This window comes from Kitasatospora sp. NPDC002551 (assembly GCF_040296005.1).
GTDB lineage: Bacteria > Actinomycetota > Actinomycetes > Streptomycetales > Streptomycetaceae > Kitasatospora.
This window is the reverse complement of record NZ_JBEOWI010000032.1, coordinates 42,754-66,694: the sequence shown is the minus strand read 5'-3', so window position 1 is coordinate 66,694 and position 23,941 is coordinate 42,754. Positions and strand designations below refer to the sequence as shown.

At 73.2% G+C, this 23,941-nt stretch carries 24 protein-coding genes; 21 read left to right on the top strand and 3 right to left on the bottom strand.

What is annotated here, in order from left to right:
• Positions 1-35 precede the first annotated feature (35 nt).
• Positions 36-869 (bottom strand): helix-turn-helix transcriptional regulator, encoded by an 834-nt coding sequence (locus ABT093_RS25225; protein ID WP_350568343.1) that lies wholly within the window; start codon positions 867-869, stop codon positions 36-38.
• Positions 870-967: 98 nt separating this feature from the next.
• Between ABT093_RS25225 and ABT093_RS25220 the strand changes: the two genes are divergently transcribed.
• From ABT093_RS25220 to ABT093_RS25150, 15 genes are all read left to right on the top strand, one after another.
• Positions 968-2,455, top strand: a complete 1,488-nt coding sequence (locus ABT093_RS25220; protein ID WP_350568341.1) for an MFS transporter — start codon at positions 968-970, stop codon at positions 2,453-2,455.
• 224 nt (positions 2,456-2,679) lie between these two features.
• The gene (gene leuA / locus ABT093_RS25215) at positions 2,680-4,470 is read left to right on the top strand and encodes a 2-isopropylmalate synthase (RefSeq protein ID WP_502884313.1); all 1,791 of its coding nucleotides are present in this window, start codon (positions 2,680-2,682) and stop codon (positions 4,468-4,470) included.
• A 605-nt stretch (positions 4,471-5,075) separates the two neighbouring features.
• The gene (locus ABT093_RS25210; RefSeq protein ID WP_350568336.1) at positions 5,076-5,906 is read left to right on the top strand and encodes a terpene synthase family protein; all 831 of its coding nucleotides are present in this window, start codon (positions 5,076-5,078) and stop codon (positions 5,904-5,906) included.
• Positions 5,907-5,919: 13 nt separating this feature from the next.
• Positions 5,920-7,263, top strand: coding sequence for a cytochrome P450 (locus tag ABT093_RS25205; RefSeq protein ID WP_350568334.1), 1,344 nt, complete (start codon positions 5,920-5,922; stop codon positions 7,261-7,263).
• Positions 7,264-7,291: 28 nt separating this feature from the next.
• Entirely contained in the window at positions 7,292-8,341 is a 1,050-nt protein-coding gene (locus ABT093_RS25200; RefSeq protein ID WP_350568332.1) for a polyprenyl synthetase family protein, read from the top strand.
• A 184-nt stretch (positions 8,342-8,525) separates the two neighbouring features.
• Positions 8,526-9,704, top strand: coding sequence for a pyridoxal-phosphate-dependent aminotransferase family protein (locus tag ABT093_RS25195; RefSeq protein ID WP_350568330.1), 1,179 nt, complete (start codon positions 8,526-8,528; stop codon positions 9,702-9,704).
• A 76-nt stretch (positions 9,705-9,780) separates the two neighbouring features.
• On the top strand, positions 9,781-10,680 hold the full coding sequence (gene dapA, locus ABT093_RS25190) for a 4-hydroxy-tetrahydrodipicolinate synthase (RefSeq protein WP_350568328.1): 900 nt from the start codon (positions 9,781-9,783) through the stop codon (positions 10,678-10,680).
• 23 nt (positions 10,681-10,703) lie between these two features.
• Positions 10,704-11,081, top strand: coding sequence for a cupin domain-containing protein (locus tag ABT093_RS25185; protein WP_350568325.1), 378 nt, complete (start codon positions 10,704-10,706; stop codon positions 11,079-11,081).
• 5 nt (positions 11,082-11,086) lie between these two features.
• A complete protein-coding gene (locus tag ABT093_RS25180; RefSeq protein WP_350568323.1) occupies positions 11,087-12,334 on the top strand; it encodes a hypothetical protein in 1,248 nt (415 codons plus the stop codon).
• On the top strand, positions 12,334-12,843 hold the full coding sequence (locus ABT093_RS25175; RefSeq protein WP_350568321.1) for a VOC family protein: 510 nt from the start codon (positions 12,334-12,336) through the stop codon (positions 12,841-12,843). Before ABT093_RS25180 ends, ABT093_RS25175 begins: the two co-directional genes overlap by 1 nt.
• Positions 12,840-14,021: a hypothetical protein gene (locus ABT093_RS25170; RefSeq protein WP_350568319.1), complete on the top strand. Its 1,182-nt coding sequence runs from the start codon at positions 12,840-12,842 to the stop codon at positions 14,019-14,021. Before ABT093_RS25175 ends, ABT093_RS25170 begins: the two co-directional genes overlap by 4 nt.
• Before the next feature lie 27 nt (positions 14,022-14,048).
• On the top strand, positions 14,049-14,411 hold the full coding sequence (locus tag ABT093_RS25165) for a putative quinol monooxygenase (RefSeq protein ID WP_350568316.1): 363 nt from the start codon (positions 14,049-14,051) through the stop codon (positions 14,409-14,411).
• Positions 14,408-14,863 (top strand): VOC family protein, encoded by a 456-nt coding sequence (locus tag ABT093_RS25160; RefSeq protein ID WP_350568314.1) that lies wholly within the window; start codon positions 14,408-14,410, stop codon positions 14,861-14,863. The genes ABT093_RS25165 and ABT093_RS25160 overlap by 4 nt, the downstream gene beginning before the upstream one ends.
• Positions 14,864-14,877: 14 nt before the next feature.
• Positions 14,878-15,432 (top strand): thioredoxin family protein, encoded by a 555-nt coding sequence (locus tag ABT093_RS25155; protein WP_350568312.1) that lies wholly within the window; start codon positions 14,878-14,880, stop codon positions 15,430-15,432.
• 59 nt (positions 15,433-15,491) lie between these two features.
• The gene (locus ABT093_RS25150; RefSeq protein ID WP_350568309.1) at positions 15,492-16,961 is read left to right on the top strand and encodes an MFS transporter; all 1,470 of its coding nucleotides are present in this window, start codon (positions 15,492-15,494) and stop codon (positions 16,959-16,961) included.
• Here the strand turns inward: ABT093_RS25150 and ABT093_RS25145 are convergent.
• Positions 16,945-17,256 carry an AzlD domain-containing protein gene (locus tag ABT093_RS25145; RefSeq protein ID WP_350568306.1) on the bottom strand — a complete coding sequence of 104 codons (312 nt, stop codon included), beginning with the start codon at positions 17,254-17,256 and terminating at the stop codon, positions 16,945-16,947. The two genes, ABT093_RS25150 and ABT093_RS25145, sit on opposite strands and share 17 nt — an antisense overlap.
• On the bottom strand, positions 17,253-18,059 hold the full coding sequence (locus ABT093_RS25140; RefSeq protein ID WP_350568304.1) for an AzlC family ABC transporter permease: 807 nt from the start codon (positions 18,057-18,059) through the stop codon (positions 17,253-17,255). Before ABT093_RS25140 ends, ABT093_RS25145 begins: the two co-directional genes overlap by 4 nt.
• A gap of 112 nt (positions 18,060-18,171) precedes the next feature.
• On the opposite strand from ABT093_RS25140, the gene ABT093_RS25135 reads away from it, so the two are divergent.
• The 6 genes from ABT093_RS25135 to ABT093_RS25110 all read left to right on the top strand — a co-directional run bounded on the left by ABT093_RS25135 (position 18,172) and on the right by ABT093_RS25110 (position 23,837).
• Entirely contained in the window at positions 18,172-18,846 is a 675-nt protein-coding gene (locus tag ABT093_RS25135) for a class I SAM-dependent methyltransferase (RefSeq protein ID WP_350568302.1), read from the top strand.
• A 48-nt stretch (positions 18,847-18,894) separates the two neighbouring features.
• Positions 18,895-19,908: a pyridoxal-phosphate dependent enzyme gene (locus ABT093_RS25130; protein WP_350568300.1), complete on the top strand. Its 1,014-nt coding sequence runs from the start codon at positions 18,895-18,897 to the stop codon at positions 19,906-19,908.
• Between the two features lie 54 nt (positions 19,909-19,962).
• Positions 19,963-21,720 (top strand): hypothetical protein, encoded by a 1,758-nt coding sequence (locus ABT093_RS25125; RefSeq protein ID WP_350568298.1) that lies wholly within the window; start codon positions 19,963-19,965, stop codon positions 21,718-21,720.
• A 58-nt stretch (positions 21,721-21,778) separates the two neighbouring features.
• On the top strand, positions 21,779-22,249 hold the full coding sequence (locus tag ABT093_RS25120) for a DUF2000 domain-containing protein (protein WP_350568296.1): 471 nt from the start codon (positions 21,779-21,781) through the stop codon (positions 22,247-22,249).
• 87 nt (positions 22,250-22,336) lie between these two features.
• The gene (locus tag ABT093_RS25115; protein WP_350568294.1) at positions 22,337-23,371 is read left to right on the top strand and encodes a 2,3-diaminopropionate biosynthesis protein SbnB; all 1,035 of its coding nucleotides are present in this window, start codon (positions 22,337-22,339) and stop codon (positions 23,369-23,371) included.
• A 139-nt stretch (positions 23,372-23,510) separates the two neighbouring features.
• Positions 23,511-23,837, top strand: coding sequence for a putative quinol monooxygenase (locus ABT093_RS25110; RefSeq protein ID WP_350568292.1), 327 nt, complete (start codon positions 23,511-23,513; stop codon positions 23,835-23,837).
• Positions 23,838-23,941 lie beyond the last annotated feature (104 nt).

Sequence of the window (23,941 nt, the reverse complement as noted above, 5' to 3'; positions counted from 1 at the left end):
TTGTATGTGCAACAAGGAGCGGAGGTTCCGGCCGCTCAGCGGCGGCCGGTGAGGTGGCGGAGCTTCTCGGCGGTGTCGGTGCCGGGGAGCGGGTTGTAGAGGACGACGGTGAGGTCGGGGCGGGCGGGCAGTACGAGCTGGCTGCTCTCGAAGGCGAGGGTGCCGGCGACCGGGTGCTCGGCCTCCTTCACCAGCACGCCCGCGGTGGCGACGTCCCGCCGCGCCCAGAGCGCGCGGAACTCCTCGCTGCCACCGGAGAGCTCGTCGATCACCTCGCGGAAGCCCGGGTTCTCCGGGTACCGCCAGGCGGCGGCCCGGAAGCCCGCCACCACGGTGGGGGCGATCCGCTCCCAGGCGGCCTCGCGGCTGCGGTAGGCCGGGTCGCGGAAGAACGCCACCAGGCAGTTCCGCTCGGCCGTCCCCGCCCGCAGGGCGAGCCGGGCGGCCTCGTTGCCCGCGACGTAGTTCCAGCTCTCGTCCAGCAGGGTCGCGGGGTTGGGCCCCCAGGACTCGATCAGGCGCTGCAGTTCGTCGCAGTACGTCCGCGGCGCGGCGGCGGCCGGTCCGGGCGGCGGGTTGAGCCCGGCCAGGGTGTACAGGTGGCGCTGCTCGGCGCCGTCCAGCCGCAGGACGTCCGAGACGGCGTCGAGCACCTTCGCCGAGACCGTGATGTCCCGGCCCTGTTCGAGCCACTGGTACCAGGAGGGGCTGACCCCGGCGAGGACGGCCACCTCCTCCCGGCGCAGGCCGGGGGTGCGCCGCCGGTCGGTGCCCGCCGGCAGGCCGACCAGGGCGGGGCTTATCCGCTGCCGCCGACTGGTCAGGAACGCCTGGAGTTCCTTGCGGCGGGCCCGTCCGAGGGTGTCCACAGTGTCGAGTCCTTCCCGGTGGTCCCGTAGCTGGTGGTGCGGCCACCAGGATAGGCACTGGCTCCCCAACCCCGCGCCGGTGCAACCAGACTGACGCCATGACGACCACGCCCGACTTCCCGGCGACACCCGGCACCAAGGGCGCGGCGAGCCCTCCCGACGCGGCGGGGGCGGTCCTGACCGCCCGAGCCAAGCTGGTCCTGATCGTGCTCTGCGGCGCCCAGTTCATCATCGCCCTCGACTTCTCCATCCTGAACGTGGCCCTGCCGGTGCTCGGCCGCGACCTGGACATGGGGCAGAGCGACCTGCAGTGGGCCGTGACGGCCTTCGCCCTGCCCTCCGGCGGCTTCCTGCTGTTCTTCGGCCGCGCCGCCGACGTGTACGGCCGGCGCTGGCTGTTCCTGTCCGGGCTGGCCGTGTTCACGGCCTCCTCGCTGCTCGCGGCGTTCGGCTGGAACCAGCAGTCCTTCCTGGCCGCGCGGGCCCTGCAGGGGCTCGGGGCGGCGGTGGTCGTCCCGGTCGGCATGTCGCTGCTGACCACGATCTTCCCGGAGGGCCCGCAGCGGAACCGGGCGCTCGCGGTCAACGGGGCCCTGCTGTCCCTCGGTTACACCGTCGGCATGGTGCTCGGCGGTACGATGACCGACCTGCTCGGCTGGCGCTCCACGATGGGGATGCTCGCCGCGGCGGGCGCGCTGGCGGCGGTGGCCGCGATGGCCCTGCTGGGGGCGGACGTCCGCCCGGAGCGGCGCCCGCGGCTGGACGTGCCGGGCGCGGTGACGGTGACCGGCGGCCTGCTCGCGCTGATCTACGGCGCCTCGGTGTCCGCCGACCCGGCCACCCCGGCCGTCGAGGTGGCGGTGGCGCTGGTGCTGGCGGCCGTCCTGCTGACGGCGTTCGTGCTGATCGAGCGGCGGACCGCGGAGCCGCTGGTGTCGCTGACCATGCTGCGGCTGCGCACGGTGGCCTGCGGCAACCTCGGCGGGCTGACGACCTTCGCGATGATGAGCTCGCTGATCTTCCTGCTGACCCTCTACCTCCAGCAGGCGGTGGGCCTGTCGACCTTCGAGACCGGGCTGTTCTTCGGTGCCCAGGGCCTGGTGCTGGCGGCGACCGGCATGTCCGCGTCCCGGCTGATCGGCCGGCTGGGCGCCCGCACGACGCTGGTCGCGGGGCTGTCGGTGCAGGCGGCGGGCACCCTCGGGCTGATCGCGCTCGGGGTGCGGACGCCGGTCTGGCTGACGCTGGCGATCCTGCTGTTCGCCTCGGTCGGCCACATGTCCGCGGTGGTCTCGTACGGGGTCAACGCGAGCGCCGGCCTGCCGGACGAGCAGCAGGGCCTGGCGGGCGGTCTGATCACCAGCGCCCAGCAGATCGGCATCACGGTGGGCATCCCGATCCTCAGCGCGGTGGCGACCGGCGGGCTGGCCGACCGGGACGAGGCCGGCGACGGCTTCGCGGCGGCCCTGACGGACGGGGTGCGCTTCGGGATCGTCTGCGACGCCGTCGTGGTGGTCGCGGTGGCCGTGACGGTCGCCGTCGGGCTGACGAGCCGTCGGGGTGACAGTACGTCAGTAATGCTCTGAACAGCATGGATTGAACGCTTGATCGATTTCCGTCCCTCCTGGTGGACACCTGGGATGCGGTGGCGGACAAGTCTGTATGGTGAGGCGCTATGCGCGATTCCTCCACGCGGGTCCTCCTCCTTAGCCGCCGCGACGAGAGCCTCTGACGGCCGGTCTCCTCGTCGCGGCGTGCAGGCCCGAACCGGCCTCAGACGACCGAAACAAGTCCTGGAGGACACCCTTCGATGCACCCGATGACCCCTCAGAACCACGACGTCCCGGCGCGGCCCGACTTCCCGGTCCAGCTCCCCTCGGGGATGCCGTTCCAGCGGTACACGCCGTTCCGGCCGATCGACCTGCCGGACCGCAGCTGGCCCGCCAAGTCCGTCACCCGGGCCCCGCAGTGGTGCGCGGTGGACCTGCGGGACGGCAACCAGGCGCTGATCGACCCGATGGGCCCCGGCCGCAAGCTGCGGATGTTCGAGCTGCTGGTGGCCATGGGCTACAAGGAGATCGAGGTCGGCTTCCCGTCCGCCAGCCAGACCGACTTCGACTTCTGCCGGCAGATCATCGAGGAGGACCGGATCCCCGACGACGTGGCGATCCAGGTGCTCACCCCGGCCCGCGGCCCGCTGATCGAGCGGACCTTCGAGGCGGTGCGCGGGGCCGGCCGGGCGATCGTCCACCTGTACAACTCCACGTCCACCCTGCAGCGCCGGGTGGTGTTCGGGATGGACCGGTCCGAGATCACCGCGCTGGCCGTCAACGGCGCGCGGATCTGCGCGGACCTGGCCGAGCGGATGCCGGACACCGGCATCAGCCTGCAGTACTCCCCGGAGTCGTACAGCGGCACCGAGCTGGAGTTCGCCGCCGACATCTGCAACGCCGTCACCGCGGTCTGGCAGCCCACCCCGGACCGCCGCGCCATCGTGAACCTGCCGGCCACCGTCGAGATGGCCATGCCGAACGTCTACGCCGACTCCATCGAATGGATGAGCCGGCACCTGGACCGGCGCGACTCGGTGGTGCTGTCGGTGCACCCGCACAACGACCGGGGTACGGCGGTCGCGGCGGCCGAACTCGGCTACCTGGCGGGCGCCGACCGGATCGAGGGCTGTCTGTTCGGCAACGGCGAGCGCACCGGCAACGTCTGCCTGGTGACCCTGGGCCTGAACCTGTTCAGCCAGGGCATCGACCCGATGATCGACTTCTCGGACATCGACCGCATCCGCAGCTCGGTCGAGTACTGCAACCAGCTCCCGGTGCACCCCCGCCACCCCTACGGCGGCAGCCTGGTCTACACCGCGTTCTCCGGGTCGCACCAGGACGCGATCAAGAAGGGCTTCGACTGGCTGCAGCGCGACGCCCGGGCGGCCGGCGTCCCGGTCGACGCGTTCACCTGGGGCGTGCCCTACCTGCCGATCGACCCGAAGGACGTCGGGCGCACCTACGAGGCGGTCATCCGGGTCAACTCGCAGTCCGGCAAGGGCGGGGTGGCGCACCTGCTGCGCACCGAGCACCAGCTGGACCTGCCGCGCGGGCTGCAGATCGAGTTCTCCCGGGTGGTCCAGGCCCGCACCGACGCGGACGGCGGCGAGGTCACGCCGGCCGAGCTGTGGGCGATGTTCGCCGAGGAGTACCTGCCGGCCGGGGCGCCGGAGGCGGGGGAGGCCGGCCGCGACGTGCCCGCCTGGGGCCGGCTGAACCTGGTCTCGCACCGGACCTCCACCGTGGTGGACGAGAAGGACACGCTGGTCGTGGACGTCCGGCTGGACGGTTCCGAGCGGCGGCTGGAGGCGGTCGGCAGCGGTCCGATCGACGCCTTCGTGGCGGCGCTGGCCGGCCTGGGGATCGACGTCCAGGTCCGCGACTACGCCGAGCACGCGCTCGCCCAGGGCGGCGACGCGCGGGCGGCCGCGTACGTGGAGTGCGCGGTGAACGACCGGGTCTTCTGGGGCGTGGGCATCGACTCCAGCATCGTGTCGGCGTCGCTGAAGGCCGTGGTCTCGGCCGTCAACCGGGGCTTCCGGGACTGATCCCGGCGCACCCCGCCCGTTCCGCGGCCGGCTCCCCTCGTGGGGGCCGGCCGCTGCCGCGTCCGGCGCGTCCGGCTGGGGGCACCGCCGGCGAATACTTGTCCGGACTCTGAGACAAAAAGCCGAATGGGTAGCTGATGTCATCTGGGGTGTGCAAGATGACATGAAGGTGACAACCTGTGGTCCGCAGCTGCGCCGCCGCACCCCGAGGCGGGCGCCGGCGTGCGCCCGGCTCGTTCACCCACCCGTGTCTGCACCCGCGCAACTCCCCGGATCGATTGGCCCGTGACGGAGGCAAGCACCCGTGTCCGCCCGCGCATTGGTACACCCCGGAACGCCACCCCCGCAGCCGCCCGCCGGCGCATTGCCGGCAGCGGACCGGACGTGACGGAATGCCGACCGACATCGATTTCCACTTACCCTTTCCGGCCCCCCGCACCGATCCCGGCCGGTATGAACGGGCGGCCCGCCGAGGCGTGTCCTGGGCGCGGGAATTCGGCCTCCTGGAACCGTCCGAGAAAGCCCTCCGGTACTTTCTCGGCCTGAGGCTCGCGGACGTCGCCACCGGATTCGCCCCGGACGCCCGCGGCGCCGACCTCGACGTCATGACGGACCTCATCACCTGGACCGCCGTCTGCGACGACTTCTTCGACGGCGCGGCCGGGGACGACCCGGACCTCGCCGGCCGCGCCGTCGCCGCCCTCGCCGAGGTCACCCGCGGCGGCCGGCCCGCCACCGCTCCGGCGGCCCTCCCCGCCGCCCTCCGGCCACTGCGGGCCGCCACCGCCGACCTGTGGAGCCGCTCGGCCGCCCCGATGTCGGAGCCCTGGCGGGCCCGGGCCGGCCACGGCTGGCGCCGCTTCCTGCGCTCCTTCCTCGCCGAGGCCGAGGCCCGCGGGCAGGGCCGGATCCCCGGCCTCGCCGACTACCTGGCGCTGCGCCGCGAGACGATGGCGATGTACGTCTACCTCGACGCCGTCGAACGGGCCGACCGCTTCGAACTGCCCGCACGCCTCCTCGCCGACCGCTACCTGCGCCGGATGGCCGAGCTCCAGATCGACATCCTGGCGCACTGCAACGACGTCCACTCGGTCGAGCACGAGGAGGCCCGCGGCGACACCCACAACCTCGTGCTGGTCCTGGAGCACCGCCGCGGCAGCCCCCGGGCCGAGGTGATCCGGGAGATCCAGCAGCGGGTCCGGCTGCTCTCCGAGGAGTTCCTGGCCGGCGCCGCCGGCCTCGACGCCCACGGCGCCCGGCTCGGCTGCACCGCCGCCGAACGCGCCGACCTGCGCCGCTACGTCGCCGCCATGGCCCGCCAACTGCGCGTCACCTACGACTGGTCCCTGGCGACCGTGCGCTACACCGCGGGCCGGGACCGGGACCTGCGGCCCGTCTACCTGAGCCCCGCCGACCCACTGCCGGCCCGGACCTGAGCAGGAGCCCGCCATGCCCCTCACCCCAGCGGTCCGCCCCTATCCCGGCGCGCTGCCGCTGCTCGGCCACGCCCTCCACCTGGCCCGCGACCCGCTCGGTTTCGTCGAACGGCTGCGCGACCACGGCCCCGTCACCGAGTTCCGGCTCGGCACCCGCCCCGCCTACATGGTGGGCACCGGCGAACTGCTGAAGGACCTGCTGATCACCCGGCAGACCGCCTTCGAGAAGGGCGGACCGCTCTTCGACCAGGCCGTCAAACTGCTCGGCAACGGCCTGGCCGCCGCCAACGGCGAGCTGCACCTGCGCCAGCGCCGACTGCTGCAGCCCGCCTTCCACCACGGCCGGATGGCCCGCTACGCCGAGGCCGCGTCCGCCTCCGCCGAGGCGCTGTCGGCCCGCTGGCGGCCCGGCGCCGTCGCCGACGTCGGGCACGACCTGCACGACATGACCATGGACGTCCTCACCCGCACCGTCTTCTCGGCCGTCACCCCCGAGACCGCCGCCGAGATCCGCCGCTGCATCCCCGCCCTGGTGGCCGGCGTCGCCCGGCGGGCCTTCGTCCCGGTCGACTTCGTCCACCGGCTGCCCCTGCCGGTCAACCGGCGCGAGGCCGAGCGCCTGGACCGCCTCTACCAGGTCGTCGACGGCCTGATCACCGACTACCGGGCGCGGCCGCCGGAGCAGGAGGACATGCTCGCGCTGCTGCTCGCCGCCCGTGACGAGACCACCGGCGAGCCGCTGGCCGACCGGCAGATCCACGACGAGATCCGCTCCATGATGGTGGCCGGCACGGAGACCTCGGCCACCGCCCTGCACTGGTCCTTCCAGGTCCTCGCCGCCCGGCCCGACGTCGAGCGCCGCCTGCACCGGGAACTCGACGAGGTGCTCGGCGGCCGGCCGGTGGCGTACCCGGACCTGCCGAAGCTGGAGTACCTCGGCCGGTTCGTCCAGGAGATCCTGCGGATGTTCCCGACCGGCTGGCTGCTCACCCGCCGCGCCGCCGCCGAGGTCGACCTCGGCGGCCACCTGATCCCCGCCGGCGCCGACGTCTTCTTCAGCCCCTACGCCCTGCACCGCGATCCGGCGGTCTTCGCCGACCCCCACCGCTTCGACCCGGACCGCTGGCTGCCCGAGCGGGCCGCCGCCGTGCCCCGCCACGCCTACCTGCCGTTCGGTGCCGGCGTGCGCAAGTGCATCGGCGAGTCGTTCGCCTGGACCGAGATCGGCATCGCCCTCGCCACCCTGGCCGCGCGCTGGCGGCTGCGGTCGACCGCCGCCCGACCGCCCCGGGCGGTGGCGGGATCGACGCTGAGGCCCGGCAGGTCCGTCCTGCGGACAGAGGCCCGCACCGGCTGAATCCATCCCCCCACAGGAGGACTGCATCATGGCCGCGCCACCTGCCCCCCTGCCGTCCGAGCTGGACGACGGATCCGACCTCCGCTCCCTGCTGGAGCGGGTCGAGGAGGGGCTCACCGCCTTCCTCGCCCGCGAACGGGGCCGCCAGGAGGCCGTCACCCCGCACGAGGCCGACCCGGCCCGCGCCGTCGCCGAACTCGTCCGCTCCGGCGGCAAGCGGATCAGACCCCGCTTCCTGCTCAGCGGCTACCTCGCCGCCGGCGGCACCCCGGGAGAACGCCCGGTCCGGGCCGCGATGGCCCTCGAACTGCTCCACACCGCCGCCCTGCTGCACGACGACGTCATGGACGACGCCGCGCTGCGCCGCTCGGTGCGCACCGCCCACACCTGGCACGCCGACCTGCACCGCGCCCGGGGCTGGCGCGGCGAGCCCCGCCGGTACGGCGAGTCGATGGCCGTCCTCGCGGGCGACCTGGCCTGGGCGTACGCGGACCACCTGATGGCGGACCTCTCGCCCGAGGTGAGCCGGGAGTGGTTCGAGCTGAAGACCGAGCTGATCGCCGGCCAGGCGATGGACGTCGCGGCCTCGGCCGCCGCCCTCGCCGACGCGGAACTCGCCCGGCGCATCGCCGTCCTGAAGTCCGGGCGCTACACCGTCCACCGGCCGCTGGTGCTCGGCGCCCTGCTGGCCGGCCGGGCCGACCTCGCCTCCGGCTTCGCCGGCTACGGCGACGCGCTCGGCGAGGCCTTCCAGCTGCGGGACGACCTCATCGACGCGTTCGGCGACCCCGAGGCCGCCGGGAAGCCCACCGGCGCGGACGCCCGGGCCGGCCGGACGACCCTGCTGACGGCCCTCGCGGTGCGCCGCGAGCCCCGGAGCCCGGGCTGGGTGAGCGCCGCGCGCACCGCGCCCCCGGACCGGGGCCGGGCCGGCGCGACCGCGCACGCCGCGGTCGAGGCCAGGATCGCCGCCCTGCTGGCGCGCGCCCGGCAGTGCCTGGCGGACGCCCCGCTGAGCCCCGAATGGCGGCGCAGGCTCGCCGTGACCGCCGCCGCGGCGGTGTACCGGGACCGCTGATTCCCTTTTCCGAAACACCGCGTGTCATTTCATTGTCCCGGCGCCACCGGCGCCATTCCGGTGCTCGGCGTGCCCGAATTCGGTCCGGATTCCCGGGGGAATGCACCCTTGATTTCCGGCCGACCGGCGTACATTCTGATTGCGGCTCACGACCCTGCCCCTGCAGAATCCACCGGAGTTCCTCATGCGGGAAATCGACATGTTCACCCCGGGGCCCGCACAGATACCCGTCGGCGTGCGGCTGGCCTCCGTGTCCGCGCTCGTGCACCACCGGTCCGCGGAATTCCGCGAGTTGTACGCCCGCATTCAGGGCGGCATGCAGCGGCTGTTCCGCACGGCCGGCGAGATCCTGCTCCTGCCGGCCTCCGGCAGCGGCGCGATGGAGGCCACCGTACTGAACACGGTCGTCCCGGGGGACGACGTCCTGGTCCTGGCCGCCGGCAAGTACGGCCGCCGCTGGGCCGAGCTGTGCCGCACCTACGGCGCGAAGGTGCACCTCCACGAGGCCCCGGACGGCCACACCTTCGACCCCGCGCTGGTCGAGCGCGACCTCGCCCGGTACCGCCCGCGGCACCTGTTCCTGACGCACTGCGAGACCTCGACCGGCGTCGGCCACGACGTCGAACGGCTGGCGGCCCTCGGCCGGGCGGCCGGCGCCACCGTCGTCGCCGACACCATGACGACCATCGGCGTGCAGCCCTTCGAGCAGGACGCCTGGGGGGTCGACCTCGCGGTCACCGCCTCCCACAAGGGCCTGATGAGCCCGCCCGGAGCGGCGTTCGTCGCCGTCCGCCCGGAGGCCTGGAGCCGGGTGCGCACCGACCTCGGCTACTCCTACTGGAACCTGCGCCACCTGCGGGAGAGCGGCCTGGACCGCACGGTGCCCAACACCCCGCCGGTGGCGGCGCTGCTGGGGGTCGCCGCCGGGCTCGACCTGATCGAGGCGGAGGGCCTGGAGCGGGTGTGGCAGCGGCACGCCCAGGCGTCCGCGGTCTGCCGCGCCGGGCTCGTCGCGATGGGCCTGCCGCTCTACCCGCGCGCCGACCCGGCCGCCGCGCTGTCGGTCGCCCGGCTGCCCGACGACCCGCGCGCCCGCGGCCTGCTGGAGGAACTGCCCGAGCGCTTCCGGCTGCGGATCGCCGCCGGGCAGGGCGACCTGAAGGGCCGCATCCTGCGGATCGGCCACATCGGCGCGGTCGGCCCGCTGGACCTGCTGCCGGTCCTGACCGCCCTGGAGATCCTCCTCCTGGAGCGCGGCCTGGTCGACGAACCGGGCCGGGCCGCCCAGGCGATGGCGCAGAGCCTCTGGCACCTGACGGCCCCGGAGGCCGGCGCCCGCCAGCCGGTCGGCAGCGCGCGCTGAGGCGCCGCCACCCCTCCGGACCGGCACAGCCCCCCACAACTCCGCCGCACCACGACCCCCTTGGGAGAGAGTGCCCATGCTGAGTACCGACACGCTCCGCTTCACCGGCGCGTACACCACCCTGCTGACGCCCTTCGGGCCGTCCGGCGAGCTCGACGAGGCCGCGCTGCGCCGCCTGGTCGACTTCCAGATCGACAACGGCGTCACCCGGCTGTGCCCCAACGGCGTGACCGGCGAGGCCGCCGCGCTCACCGACCGGGAGAAGGTGCGGATCACCGAGATCGTCGTCGAGCAGGCCGCCGGCCGCGCCCTGGTGCTGCCCGACATGGGCACCGAGAACCTCACCCGCACGCTCGAACTCGCCAAGGAGGCCGAGCGGCTGGGGGCCGACGCGGTGCTCGCCTTCACCCCCTACCTCGACCCGCCGACCGACCGGGGCCTGGTCGCCTACTACCGCACCCTGGCCGACGCGATCTCGGTGCCGCTGCTGATGCACAACCTCCCCGGCCGCACCACCGTCGACATCAGCCCAGCCCAGGTCGCCGAACTCGCCCAGCACCCCAACATCGCGGGCATCAAGGAGGGCAACCAGGACATCGTCCGGATGCGCCGGATGCTCCACCTCGTCCGGGACTCCGACTTCGTGGTGCTCTGCGGCAACGACTTCACCGCGCTGCCCACCCTGCTGCTCGGCGGCCACGGCCACATCTCGGTGGCCGCCAACGTGATGCCCCGCCAGAGCCGGTCCATCGTGGACGCCGCCCTCGCCGGCGACTTCACCACCGCCCGCGACCTCTACCTGAAGTTCGCCGAGTTCTACCGCGCGATCTACTTCGCGACCAACCCGATCGCCCTCAAGAAGGCGTTCTCGATCGCCCACTTCGACGTCGGCGACCCGCGCCTGCCGCTCACCCCGCTGGCCGAGGACAAGGTCGGCGAACTCGAACAGATCATGAAGACCTGCGAGCTGATCTGACGACCGGAACCGAGGAGAGTCCGATGGATCCCATGATCGACGTCGCGGCGGTCACCCAGCCGGTCTACGGCGGTGACGTCGTCAGGTCGCTGCTCTTCGCCGCGGCCGACCACCCCGACCAGCGCGTCGTCCGGGTCGCGATGGCCAGCGCCGAACCCGGCCGCGGCGGCCAGCTGCACCACCACCCGGAGACCGACGAGTACTACTTCATCATCGCCGGCCGGGCCCGCCTGCACCTCGACGGCCAGGAGTACGGGCTCGAACCCGAGCACTGCGTCCGCATCCCGCGCGGCTCGAAGCACCGCATCGAGTCGGTCGGCACCGAGCGGCTGCGCTACCTCGCGTTCCACGTCGGCGCCGCCGACAACGACCGCCCGGTCGAGCACGTGAAGGCCGGGTAGCGCCGATGGACATCGTCGTCGTCGGCGCCGGCAAGGCGGGCTCGCTGCACTACCGGGCCTACTCCCGGCTCGCCCGCGCCGGCCGGCTCGACCTGGCACGCATCCAGTTCGTCGACCGCACCGGCCTGCCCGGCGCCGAACTCGACCGGCTGCTGCGGGCGGACGGGCTGACCGCGCCGATCGCCCGCGAGCGGGCCCTCGCCGTCCCGACCGCGCCCGCGGACACCATCGTCGACCTGTGCCTGCCGAGCCGCAGCCTGGCCCCCGAGCTGATCGAGTGGTGGCAGGCCGGCTACCGCCGGTTCGTCGTGGAGAAGCCCTTCCTGGTCGCCCCCGAGCTGCGCGAGGAGGTCGGCCGGGTGCTCGCCGGCTCCCGGGTCGTCCTGGTGCGCAACTACCTGCACTCCAAGGTGCACCGCACCGTGCGCCAACTCGTCGAGCAGTACGAGCTGGACCCCTCGCTGTGCGTCACCAACTTCTCCAAGGACCGCCGGGCGGACAGCCTGCGCGGCCGGGGCGCCTCCGGGACCACCTCGCCGACCGTGTTCGAGGTCGAGCTGCCGCACCAGCTGTACATCGGCGCCGACCTGCTCGGCGAGCCGGTCTCCGTCGAGCACGCCGAGGACCTCGACCCGATGGGGAGCGGCGAGCACCCGATGCGCCTCGGCGAGGGCGTGGTCGTGGGCCGGGCGGCGGGCGGCGCCGCCTTCGTCCACTACTCCGACCTCCAGCACCCGACGACGGTGCGCACCCTCGACCTGCTCTGCCGCGAGCGGCTCTCCGTGCACGCCACCTACGCCCCGATCTGCGAGGAACTCACCGACATCAAGGCCGGGGTGTTCCTCTGCCGGGGCGAGACCGTCCTCGCCAAGAGCCTGTTCACGGTGGACGACAACATGCTGGCGATGATCTCGGCGGCGCACGCCGCGCTCACCTCGGACACCCCGGGGCCGCAGTCGCGGGTCGACCTGGACGAGGTGCTCCGGCCCTCGGAGCTGATCCACGCGGCGATCGCCGGACGCGCCGGCACCGCCCCGCCGGCGGCCCGTCCCGGCACGGTGCGCAGCGACATCCTCCAGGAGTGGGTGGTCGACGCGTTCCGCCAGGGCCTCGCCACCGGCGCCGGCCGGGCCTTCCTGGCCTTCCTCGAACAGCGCCGGCGCGACCGGATGACCCGGCTGCTGCCCGCGCTCGACCCGGCCTTCGACGCGCTCGCCCGGGCCGGAGCCACCGGAGAGGCGGTGGCGGTCTGATGGCGATCCGCACCGAAGCCCTGCTGCACGTCGCCGTCGTCACCCGGGACGTCGAACGCCTGTCCGCCTTCTACCAGGAGGTCCTCGGCGCCCAGCTGCTCAAGCGGCTGGAACTGCGCTCGCCCCGGTTCGCGGCCGGCGTGGGCGTCCCGGGCGCCGAGGCCGTCACCGTCCACCTGCGCGTCCCCGGCGCGGACACGGTCGTCGAGCTGACCGAGTACCGCCGGGGCGAGGACGGCACGCCGAAGGCGCCGGCCAACGCCGAGGGATGGCGCCACATCGCCTTCCGGGTGCCCGACCTGGCCGCCGCCGCCGAGGAGCTGCGCCGGCTGGGCCTGCCGATCGAGGGTGAGGGCCCGGTCGTGGTCGACCTGCCCGTCGAGGCCGCCGGCACCGGCTTCCTGTACTTCCGCGACCCGGACGGCAACATCATCGAGCTCATCGAGCCGCCGGGGCCGGGCACCTCCCGCACACCACCGCCACCGCACGCAGAAGGAGTTCACGCATGAGGCTCGGAAACGTCGAGCGCGTCACCACCGACGGCTCGGTGGAGCTGTCCGTCACCGTGACGAGCGAGGACGGCGCGTCGGCCGACCGCCTCTGGTACCGCTTCCCGCAGCGGTTCACCGACCGGGTGACCGACGTCCTCGACCCGTTCGTCATCGCCGCCCTGTTCGCCTCGATCCGCCGCGGCGAGGACCTGCACGCCGCCGGGCCGGTCTCCGCCACCCTGCTGGACAACCTGGAGGAGTTCCAGGCGGCCTGGGCCCAGTGGCGGCCGGGCCGCTACGCCCCGATCCGGGTCACCGCCGACGAGGAGGTGCCCGACCGCGAGGGCCCCGACGACCGCTCGGCGATCCAGACCTTCTCCGGCGGTGTCGACAGCGCCTTCACCACCGTGCGCCACGCCCGCCGCACGGCCGGCCGCTCCGCCCTGAACCTGACCGGCGCGGTCATGGTGCACGGCTTCGACATCCCGCTCGCCGACACCGAGGCGTACGACTCGCTGCAGCGCCGCAGCACCCCGCTGCTGGCCACGGTCGGCGTCGACCTGATCCCGGTGGCCACCAACTTCCGCGAGCTGTGGCACAGCGACCTCGCCGACTGGGAGGACGCCTTCGGCACCGGCATGGTCTCGGTGCTCACCCTGTTCAGCGGCTGGTACCGGCACGGCCTGATCGCCAGCTCGGAGCCGTACGGCTCGCTGCTGCTGCCCTGGGGCTCCAACCCGATGTCCGACTGGATGCTCTCCGGCGGGCGGCTGCGGGTGCACCACGACGCGGCCGGCGTGGACCGCAGCGACAAGGTCGCCGGGCTGTCCGTGGCCTGGCCGGAGGGCGCCGACAACCTGCGGGTCTGCTGGCAGGGCGAGCACAAGGACCGCAACTGCGGGCGCTGCGAGAAGTGCATCCGGACGATCCTCAACTTCCGGGTGGCCGGCCGGCCGCTGCCCAGGGCGTTCGGCCAGGACGTGACCGACGAGCAGATCCGCAGCCTGCGCGGCCTGTCCGAGGCGCACATCAACCCGCTGCGCCAGATCCTCGCCACCGCCCGGGAGAAGGGCGTCAAGGAGGACTGGACCCTCGCCCTGGAGGAGGCCGTCCGGGCGAACGAGGACGAGCTGGCCCGGGGCGTCTCCTACGCGGGCGGGTTCCCCCAGCTCGCGACCGGCCCCACCGCCGCGTAACCCGCCCCGCGACCGAGGAGGACGACCGTGTACGCAGTCGTGGCCCGCTTCGACCTGACGCCGGAGGGCGTGGAGGGGTTCGACGCCCTCGCCGCCTGGCGGATCTCGGAGGCCGCGCACGAGCCCGGCCTGGTCGGCTACGCGGTGCACCGCGTGGACGACGAGCCGCTGGCCCGGGTCTTCTACGAGATCTACCGCGACCGGGCGGCGTTCCTGGAGCACCGGGCGACCGCCCAGACCGCGGAGTTCGGCGCCCGCTACGGCCGGTACGCCCAGGGCCCGCCGCGCATCGAGTTCCTGGACGTCCTCCACTCCGCCGCCGGCCTCTCCGCCCCCGGGGCGGCCGGCGGCCCCGCCCAGCCCACCACCCTCCCGGGAGATGACCGATGACCATCAGGTTCGTTCCGCACCACACCGCGCTGACCGTCGGGGACCTCGACGCGTCGAAGTCCTTCTACGGCTGGTTCGGCTTCCGGCTGATCGCCGAGTGGACGAAGGCCGACAAGTCGCTGACCATCGCGCACCTGCAGCTCGACGAGGGCTGGGTGCTGGAGCTGTTCCACTACGCCGGCGACGGCAGCCAGGAGCCGCCGACCTTCACCCCCGGCAACAACCTGCCCGTCACGGGCGTCAAGCACATCGCCTTCACCGTGGACGACCTCGCGGCGGCCCGCGCCGAGATCGTCGCGGCCGGCATCGGCGAGGTGACCGAGATCGCCCGCGGGCGCACCCTGGTCTCCTACTTCTTCGTCCGCGACCCCGACGGCATGTACGTCGAGTTCGTCAACGACGCCCGGGGCGCCGACGCGGACAACCCGCTGATCCTCAACGAAGCCGGCTAGGAAGGCCCGTACCGATGCCCGTCTCCTCCCACATGGTGCCGATCGGCACCCCCGCCCCCGAGTTCGCGCTGCCGTCGGTGGACGGCAAGACCGTGCGCACCGGCGACTTCGCCGCCGCGCCCGCGCTGCTGGTGGCCTTCCTGTCCAACCACTGCCCGTTCGTCCGGCACATCGAGGCCGGCATCGGGGAGCTCGCCCGGGACCTCCCGCGGCTGGCCGTGGTCGCCGTCTGCAGCAACGACACCGGCGTCGCCCCGGACGACGGCCTCGACGGCCTGCGCGGCCAGCTCGACCGCACCGGCTGGACGTTCCCGTACCTGGTGGACGCCGACCAGTCGGTGGCCCGGGCCTACCGGGCGGCCTGCACCCCGGACTTCTTCCTCTACGACGCGCAGCGCCGGCTCGCCTACCGGGGGGCCCTGGACGCCTCCCGGCCGGGCAACGAGGAGCCGGTGGAGGGCGCGCTGCTGCGCGCCGCGGTGGCCGAGGTGCTGGCCGGCCGGCCCGTCCCCGAGCCGCACCGCGCCAGCATCGGCTGCTCGATCAAGTGGGCGCCCGGTACCGAGTAGGGCTTGTCCCGGACAAGCCCCGGCCCGCGCCGCGGACCGGATCCCCGAGGAGTCAACCCGTGACCCTGACCGGCTCGATCCAGGACGCGCAGAGCGAGATCGCCGAGCGCATGAACCGCCTCCCGCTGACCCGCACGCACCGCCGCGTGGTCCTGGTCGTGGGTGTCGCGCTGTTCTTCGACATGTTCGAGATCTTCATGTCGGGGGTGCTCGGCACCGTCATGCGGGAGGAGTACCACCTCAGCCGCACCGAGGTGTCGGCGGTCATCGCCTCGGTGTTCGTCGGCATGTTCATCGGCGTGCTGGCGATGGGCCGGCTCGCCGACCGGCTGGGCCGCCGCCGGGCCCTGATGGTGTCCGTCGCCGTGTACACGGTGTTCTCCGCGCTGGGCGGGCTGAGCCAGGGGATGGCCATGCTGGTGGCGACCCGGCTGCTGGCGGGGCTGGGCATCGGCCCGGTGCTGCCGCTGGCCGACGCCTACCTCAGCGACCTGCTGCCCGCCCGGCTGCGGGGCCGCTGGACGGCGGTGGCGTACACCATCGCCTTCCTCGGGGTGCCCGCGGTCGGTCTGACGGCGCGCTGGCTGGTGCCGCTCAGTCCGCTCGGGGTGGACGGCTGGCGCTGGCTGTTCCTGACCGGCGCGGTGGGCGGCTGCGGGGTCATGATGGCCCGCCGCCTGTTCATCGAGTCGCCGCGCTGGCTGGAGTCGGCGGGGCGGACGGCCGAGGCGGACGCGATCCTCGCCCGGCTGGAGCGGGAGGCCGGCCAGGCCGCCCCGACGGCCGCCCCGGCGGCCTCCGCACGGATCCCGGAGCCCGCCGGGGCGCCGGAGCCGGGCGGCGGCGGGCACGTCGAGGCCGGTCACGGCGGCACCGGTCACGGCGACCCGGAGGCCGGCCGCGCCAGACCGTCCCTGGGGGCGGTGCACCGAAGACGCGTCACGATGATGACGATCTTCCACCTGCTGCAGGCCTTCGGCGGCTACGGCTTCGGCACGATGGCACCGCTGGTGCTCTCGGCCAAGGGCTACTCGGTGGTCAACTCGCTGCTCTTCAGCGCGGTCTCGTTCGCCGGCTATCCGCTCGGCTCGCTGTTCTCCGTGCCGCTCATCGAACGGGTGGAACGCAAGTACCTGATCGTCGGCTCCTCGCTGGCGATGGCCTCCTTCGGGCTGCTCTTCGGCTACGCCTCCGACAACACCGCGATCGTGCTGGCCGGCGTCGCCTACACGGCCGTCAGCAACGTCTTCTCCAACGCCTACCACGTGTACCAGGTCGAGATCTTCCCGACCACGCACCGGGTGGCGGCGGTGAGCTGGACGTACTCGCTGTCCCGGATCGCCACCGCCGCCATGCCCTTCGTCCTGGTCCCGCTGCTCTCCCGGTACGGCCCCAACGCGCTGTTCGCCGTGGTGGCGGCGACGCTGGTGGCCATCGCCGTGGACATCGGGGTGCTCGGCCCGCGTTCCAACGGCTCGACGCTGGAGGACCTCAACGAGCGGCTCGCGCCGGTCAGGAGGCCAGGTTGAGCCAGCGCAGCAGGGCCGCGACCGCCGCCGCGCCGAGCACCACGACCAGGAACGGCGCCCGCACCCGCAGCAGGACGGCCGCCGCCAGCAGTCCGGCCAACCGGGCGTCGACGACCACCCGGTGGTCGCTGACGAAGGTCTGGGTGGCGATCAGCGCCGCCAGCAGCGCCACCGGGATGGCGTCCGACACCCGGGCGACCGCCGGGGCGGCCAGCACCCGGGCGGGAATGAGCAGACCGGCCAGCTTCAGCACGAAGCAGGCCGCGGCCGCGAGGAAGATCCAGGTCCAGCTCACTGGTGCTCTCCTTGCTTCTCGCTACGGACGGACCGCTGCCCGGTCCGCTCGGGTCGGCCCCCGGCCGTGTCGTCCTGGTGGTCCGGACCGGGTGGGGCGGCCCGGCCGCGCCCGGTGGGCAGGAACAGCACCCCGAGCGCGGTCAGCCCGGCCAGGACGACCGGCAGTCCGGAGCCGGCCACCACCGAGCAGCCCACGGCGACCAGACCGGCCGCCAGGAACACCGCCTGGTTGCCGCGCTCGCGCAGCCGCGGGGCGACCAGGGCGAGGAACGCCGCGGACGAGGCCGCGTCCAGGCCGAGCGCGGCCGGATCGTCCAGCACGGAGCCGACCAGGGCCCCGATCAGGGTCGCGGCGTTCCAGCAGAGGAACACCGCCACCCCGGTCGCCCAGTAGGCGTAGCGGGCCGTCTCCGGTGTGCGGCGGCCGGTCGCCATGGCCGCGCTCTCGTCGCTCATCAGGTGGGCCATCGGCAGCAGCGCCCGGCGCCGGGGGCGCAGCATCCTGGCCATGCTGACGCCGTAGAAGAGATTGCGGACGCCGAGCAGCGCGGCGGTGGTCCCGGCGGCCGCGCCGGTACCGCCGGAGGCGAGCACCCCGACCAGCGCGAGCTGGGAGGACCCGCCGTACATCAGCAGGGACAGCGCCTGGGCCTGCCAGACGGAGAGCCCCGCCGCGGTGGCGAGGGCGCCGTAGGACAGGCCGTAGGCGCCGACGGCCAGCGCTATGCCGCCGGCGGCCCGGAGCACGGCCGGCCTGTCCTCCTCTGCGGTTGCTCGTGGTGACGGACTGTCAGTGGCCATGGCTGGATTCCACCCTTCCCGGAGCAGGTGCGGGGACCACATGGCGAGATGCCCTTGCCATGTCAATTGGAACGCCTAAGATGCTAGTCGTAAGTCAACTAAGGGAGTCAAGATGACAAGCTCAGAGACCTACAAGGACCTCCAGTACGGCTGGGAGAAGGCCTACCAGGAGCAGAGCGAGGGCCCGCTCTGGCAGGAGGACCCGATCCCCGTCATCCCCGCCGCCGTCGAGGCGCTGCGCAAGCGGGAGATCGGCACCGTGGTCGACCTCGGCTGCGGCGACGGACGCAACCTCGCGGCGCTCGCCGCGGCCGGCTTCAACGCCCTCGGCGTGGACATCGCGCCGACCGGTCTCGCCCACGCCCGCCGGATCATCGAGCGCCGCTCGTTCCTGCTGCGCGCCGACGCCACCACCCTCCCGCTGATCGACTCCTCGGTCGACGCGGTCACCTGCTTCGACGTCTTCGGGCAGATCCAGGACCCGACCGACCTCGTCGCCGAGGCCCGGCGGATCGTCACTCCGGGCGGGCTCTTCGTCACCAACGCCTTCACCACCACCGACGGCACCTACGGCGAGGGCGAGGAGATCGGCAAGCACACCTTCGCCTACAAGGACACCCTCTTCCGCTACTACGAGGAGGACGACATCCGGGCCCTGTTCACGGACTGGACGATCCTCGAACTGGACCGCGTCTCCTGGGACGACCCGCCGCACGGCGACTTCCGTCCCTACCCGCACACCCACGACAACTGGGTCGTGTACGCCACCGTCGACAAGTCTGCGTGACGGCGTCCCCGTGAGACCGTGATGGAACGCACCGGGAGTACCCCTGCGATGCTCTTCCGACAACACCTCGACCGCTTCCAGACGTTACTCGGACTCACCCCGGTCAAGACGGTGACCATCGAGGTCGACGGCCGGCCCCGGAGGATCCACCTCAAGCTGGAGGGCCACAACCTCACCGGCTCCGTCAAGGCCCGTACCGCGTACGGCCTGGTGCGCGGGCTGGCCGAGGAGGGCCGGCTCCGGCCCGGGGTGGAACTCCTGGAGTCGACGTCCGGGAACCTCGGGGTGGCACTCGCGAGCATGGCGCGCTACCTGGGCGTCGGCTTCTCGGCCGTGGTCGATCCCATGATCACGGCCGAGTGCCGGGACCGGCTCGCCGAACTCGGGGCCACCGTCATCGAGGTCGACCGGCCGGACCCGGTCGGCGGCTACCTGCTCTCCCGGCTCGCCCGGGTCGAGGAGCTCCTGGCCGGCGACGACCGCTACGTCTGGGCCAACCAGTACGAGAACCGGCGCAACCCGGAGATCCACCGGACCATGACGGGCCCGGAGATCCTCGGCCAGTTCGGCGCCAACCCGCCCGACGCGCTGTTCGCCGCCGTCTCCACCGGCGGCACCTTCGCCGGCCTCGCCGAGTGCTTCCGCGAGCACAGTCCGAGGACCAGCCTGGTGGCCGTCGACATCAAGGGATCGGTCGCCCTCGGCGGCACACCCGGCACCCGGCACCTGTCGGGCATCGGTGCCAGCCGCCACACGTCCTTCGTGGAACCGCACATGATCGACCACGTGACGTACGCCGACATCGGCGAGGCGGCCTACTACTGCCGGCTCGTGCTGCGCGAGGCGGGCATCCACCTCGGCGGCTCCTCCGGCGCGGTGGTCGCCGCCTGCGTGCGGCACCTCGCCGAACACCCCGAAATCACCGACCCGTTGTGCATCTGCGCCGACGGCGGGGAGAAGTACCAGAGCACCATCTACAACGACGCATGGCTCGACTCCATCGGCGAATCGGTCACGCCGCTGAGCGTGTGCCGGCCGTACTGCACGGCCGGTATGGGATAGACAGTGGTCGGCCTCCCCGCAGGAGGACCGGAACCAGCCGATGAGGAAGACCAGATGCACGTACTGCCCGAGATCTACCGAGCGCTCGAAGCCTACGCCGACGGCAACGGTCCCCGCCCCGCCCTGGACGAGCTCGGCCGCCTGTCCGGCCCGGGGCTCGTCCAGTCGGACGAGCACGCGGTGGCCCGCACCCTGCTGCTGGCGGCCCTGTGCGGCCGGCTCGACGGCAACGGCTCGGTCGCCGACGGGTTGCTCAACGTGGCCCGGACCTACGAGGAGAACTCCTTCCTCCACACCGGCCGGATCATGCCGCGGTTCAAGGAGCTGATCGGGCTCCTCGACCGCGCCGTGGACGACCGCGATCCGCGGACGCTCGTGGAGGTCGCGGACCACCTCAGCCAGGGGTGGTCCGCCTACCCCGCTTCGGTGTTCCCCGCGGCCCTCGCCCGGCTGGCGGCCGAACTCGGCTTCGCCGGCGGCGAGGAGCCGTTCACCACGAGCTCCTTCAGCGTCTGGTGCGAGGCCCTCGACACGGCCGCCGACGACCGGGCCGAGCAGGCCGAGCCGCTGTTCCGGGACTCCCTCGCCCGTTACCGCGCCTACCGCTACCACGCCGACGCCGCCTGGCTGTTCACCGACATCGTGATAGTCCAGCTGACCCTGGGTCGGGACGACGAGGCAGCCGCGACCGTCGAGGAGCAGCGCCAGTACATCACCGAGGTGCTCGCGCGGTACCCGGTGGCCGAGGACGGCGAACCGGTGTTCCAGCTCGGCGACGTCCAGAGCGGCGTCTACAGCACCTTCGTCGAGTCGGTCACGCTCTGGCCGAAGGCCCTCGCCGAGCAGGACCGCACGATACTCCAGCGCTACCTGCGCACCAGCGAACTGCTGCTCTCCGCCTGCAAGTACCGCGCCCGGCGGGACTTCGTCGCCGCGCTGGACCTCTTCTCCTTCGGCTGGATGTCCTTCCCCGCCTCGCCCTACCCGTACATCTTCCAGCTGCTCGCCCGCCGCCTCGGCAGCCTGTCCCGCGACTGGAACGCCCAGCTCACCGCGTACGCCGGCTGGCACCGGATGCTGCGCGCCAGCCCGGTCGGCCCCACCTCACAGCACCTCATCGGCGCCGCGCTGGACCTGCACGACCGGCTCGGGCACTCCGGCCTCGGCCGGCAGGGCGACATCGCGCTGCTGGACGCCGCGATCATCCACGCCCGGCTGCACGGCAGGGCCGCGACGGTGGAGTGGATCGGCCGCTACACCAAGCAGTTGCGCAGCAAGGTCCCCGACCTCCTGAGGGCCGCGGTGGACTGCCTGCAGAGCGGCGGCGACGAACCGGCGCCGGCCGACGAGGCGGCGCGCCGCGCGCTCGCCCACTACATGGGTCTGCGTTCGCGCTACGCGGTGCCCGCGCCGATCCTGGAGCGCCCGCTCGCGAAGCTGCCGGACCAGCCCGTCCATGTCGAAGTGGCGCTCTACGGAAGGCTGCTGTCGATCGAGGGGATCACCGTCTACGAGCAGACGCCCGATCCGCTGACCGACATCCTGGACGTCCTGGGCGAGGAGTTCACCCGCTGCCGGACCGAGGGCCGCGACGTGCCGCTGCTGTCCGCGGCCGAGCTGTCCGCGCGCACCGGGCGGACCTCGGCCGCCCTGGCGCAGAGCGTGCGGCGCTTCCGGGGCGTCGCCCAGGAGCGCTTCCGGCAGGCCACCACGTTCACCTTCGACCCCAGCACGGTCATCCAGGGCCGGCCCGGCTACCGGATCAACCCGGCGGCCGTGGAGTCCTTCCTGCGCTACCCGGCGGCCCGTTGACCGACCGTCCCCGTCCTTCCTGTCCCACCCGTACCACCGATAGAGAAAGCGCACCGTCATGCACCAGCTCGACTCCCTCCTCGTGGACCCCTCCGCGGTCGACACCCGCTACAAGTTCGTGGTCGCGCTCAAGGCCAAGCTGCCCCCGGGCGTCGCCGCCAACGCCGCCTCGCACATGTGCCTGGCGCTCGCCGCCCGGGCCGCCGCCGAACGGCCGGAGCTGCTCGCCGACATGTCGTTCCTCGCCTACACCGATGGCGACGGCGGCCGGCACGCGCCGGTCTCCGGACTGTCCCTGGTGGTCCTGGAGGGGCGGCCCGCCTGGCTGCGGAAGCTGCGCGAGGAGTCCGCCGCGGCCGGGCTGCTGCACACCGACTTCACCGGCGAGATGACCGGTGGCGACTTCGCCGACCAGCTGGAGCGCATGAAGGCCACCCCCGAGGAGTCGCTCGACTACTACGGGGTCGCGCTGTTCGGGCCGCGCGAGCTGATCGACCCGCTGACCAAGAAGTTCTCGCTGCTGCGCTGATCCGCCCCCGGGCCGGCCGGTGACCACCGGCCGGCCCGTCCCCGCACGTCACCGCCCCCGTCCGTCCGCCGTCACCGAGGAGCACCGTTGAACGCCATACCGCCGAACGCCGAGCCGGACCCCGCCCACGAGCTGAGCGTGCTGCCGCGTGCCGTGGTGGACGCCGCGCTCGCCGGCCTCGCCCGGGAGTCCCGGGCCGTGGTCGAGCAGGTGTACGTCCACGCCGCCGAGGGGCGGCTGGTCAACCCGGACAGCCTCTTCCTGCGCCCCGACCCGGACCCGGCGCGCCGCGAGCGGATCATCGCGCTGCCCGCGTACGTCCCGGGGGAGAACCCGGCGATGGGCATCAAGTGGATCTCCAGCTTCCCCGGCAACCACGACCTCGGCCTGCCCCGGGCCTCCGCGCTGATCGTGCTCAACGACCTGCGCACCGGCTTCCCGACCGCCGTCATCGAGGGTGCCCGGATCAGCGGCTACCGCACGGCGCTGTCCGCGGTGGTCGGTGCGCACGCGCTGACCGGTGGTGAGCGCACGGCCGGGCGGCTCGCGGTGGTCGGCACCGGCTACATCGCCGAGACCACGGTGCGGGAACTGCTCGCCGACGGCTGGAAGTTCGACTCGATCGCGGTCCACGACCTGCTCCCCGAGCGGGCCGCCTCGTTCGCCGCCGCCTTCGCCGACCGGGCCGGCGAGGTGCTCGCCGTCGACAGCACCCGCGAGGCGCTGGCCGGCGCCGACCTCGTCCTGCTCGCCACCACGGCCGTGCAGCCGCACCTCGCCGATCCGGCCTGGTTCACCCCCGGCGCGGTGGTGCTCCACATGTCGCTGCGCGACCTGACCGCCGAGGCGATGGCGGGCGCCGTGCACGTCGTCGACGAGGTGTCGCACGCGCTGCGCGAGCGGACCTCGCTGGGCCTGGCCGTCGACGCGGGCCTGGTGGAACGCGCGGAGATCCGCCCGGTCGGCGACTACCTGCTCGGCCGGGCCCGGCCGGACCGCGGCCGGATCGCCGTCTACTCGCCCTTCGGCCTCGGCTCGCTGGACATCGCCGTCGCCCGCCTGGTCCTGGACCGCACCCGGGGCGGGGAGGGCGTCACCGTCGTCCCCGGCTTCACCGGCTGACGGCGGGCAGGCGGCGCGCTCCAGGGTGACCCGGACGCCTCCGTGGTGCGACCCGTGTCGCAGACAGGCCTCCTGACCTGCGACGATTGCTCCACCCAACCGCACCGCCACGTGTGAACGTGGAACGGAAGGAAGTCCCATGATCTTCATCACGGTCAAGTTCGCCGTCCGCCCCGAGCGCGCCGACGACTGGCTCGCCCTCGTCGACGACTTCACCCAGGCCACCCGCAACGAGCCCGGCAACCTCTTCTTCGAGTGGTCCCGCAGCGTCGAGGATCCCCACGAGTTCGTCCTGGTCGAGGCGTTCCGGGACGGCGACGCGGGCAAGGAGCACGTGGAGTCCGCGCACTTCGTGAAGGCCATGGACGACCTGTCCTACGCGGTGGCCGCCAAGCCGCGGATCGTCTCGATCGAGATCCCCGGCATGGACGGCTGGGGCGAGATGGGCGAGATCACCCCCCGCTGACCTCGGCGTCACCGGAGCACGGCCGGCAGGTCCACGGGACCCGCCGGCCGTTCCCGTTCCCGGGGCGCCCGGCGCCCGCTCCCGGCAGCAGCGGCTCAAACCGG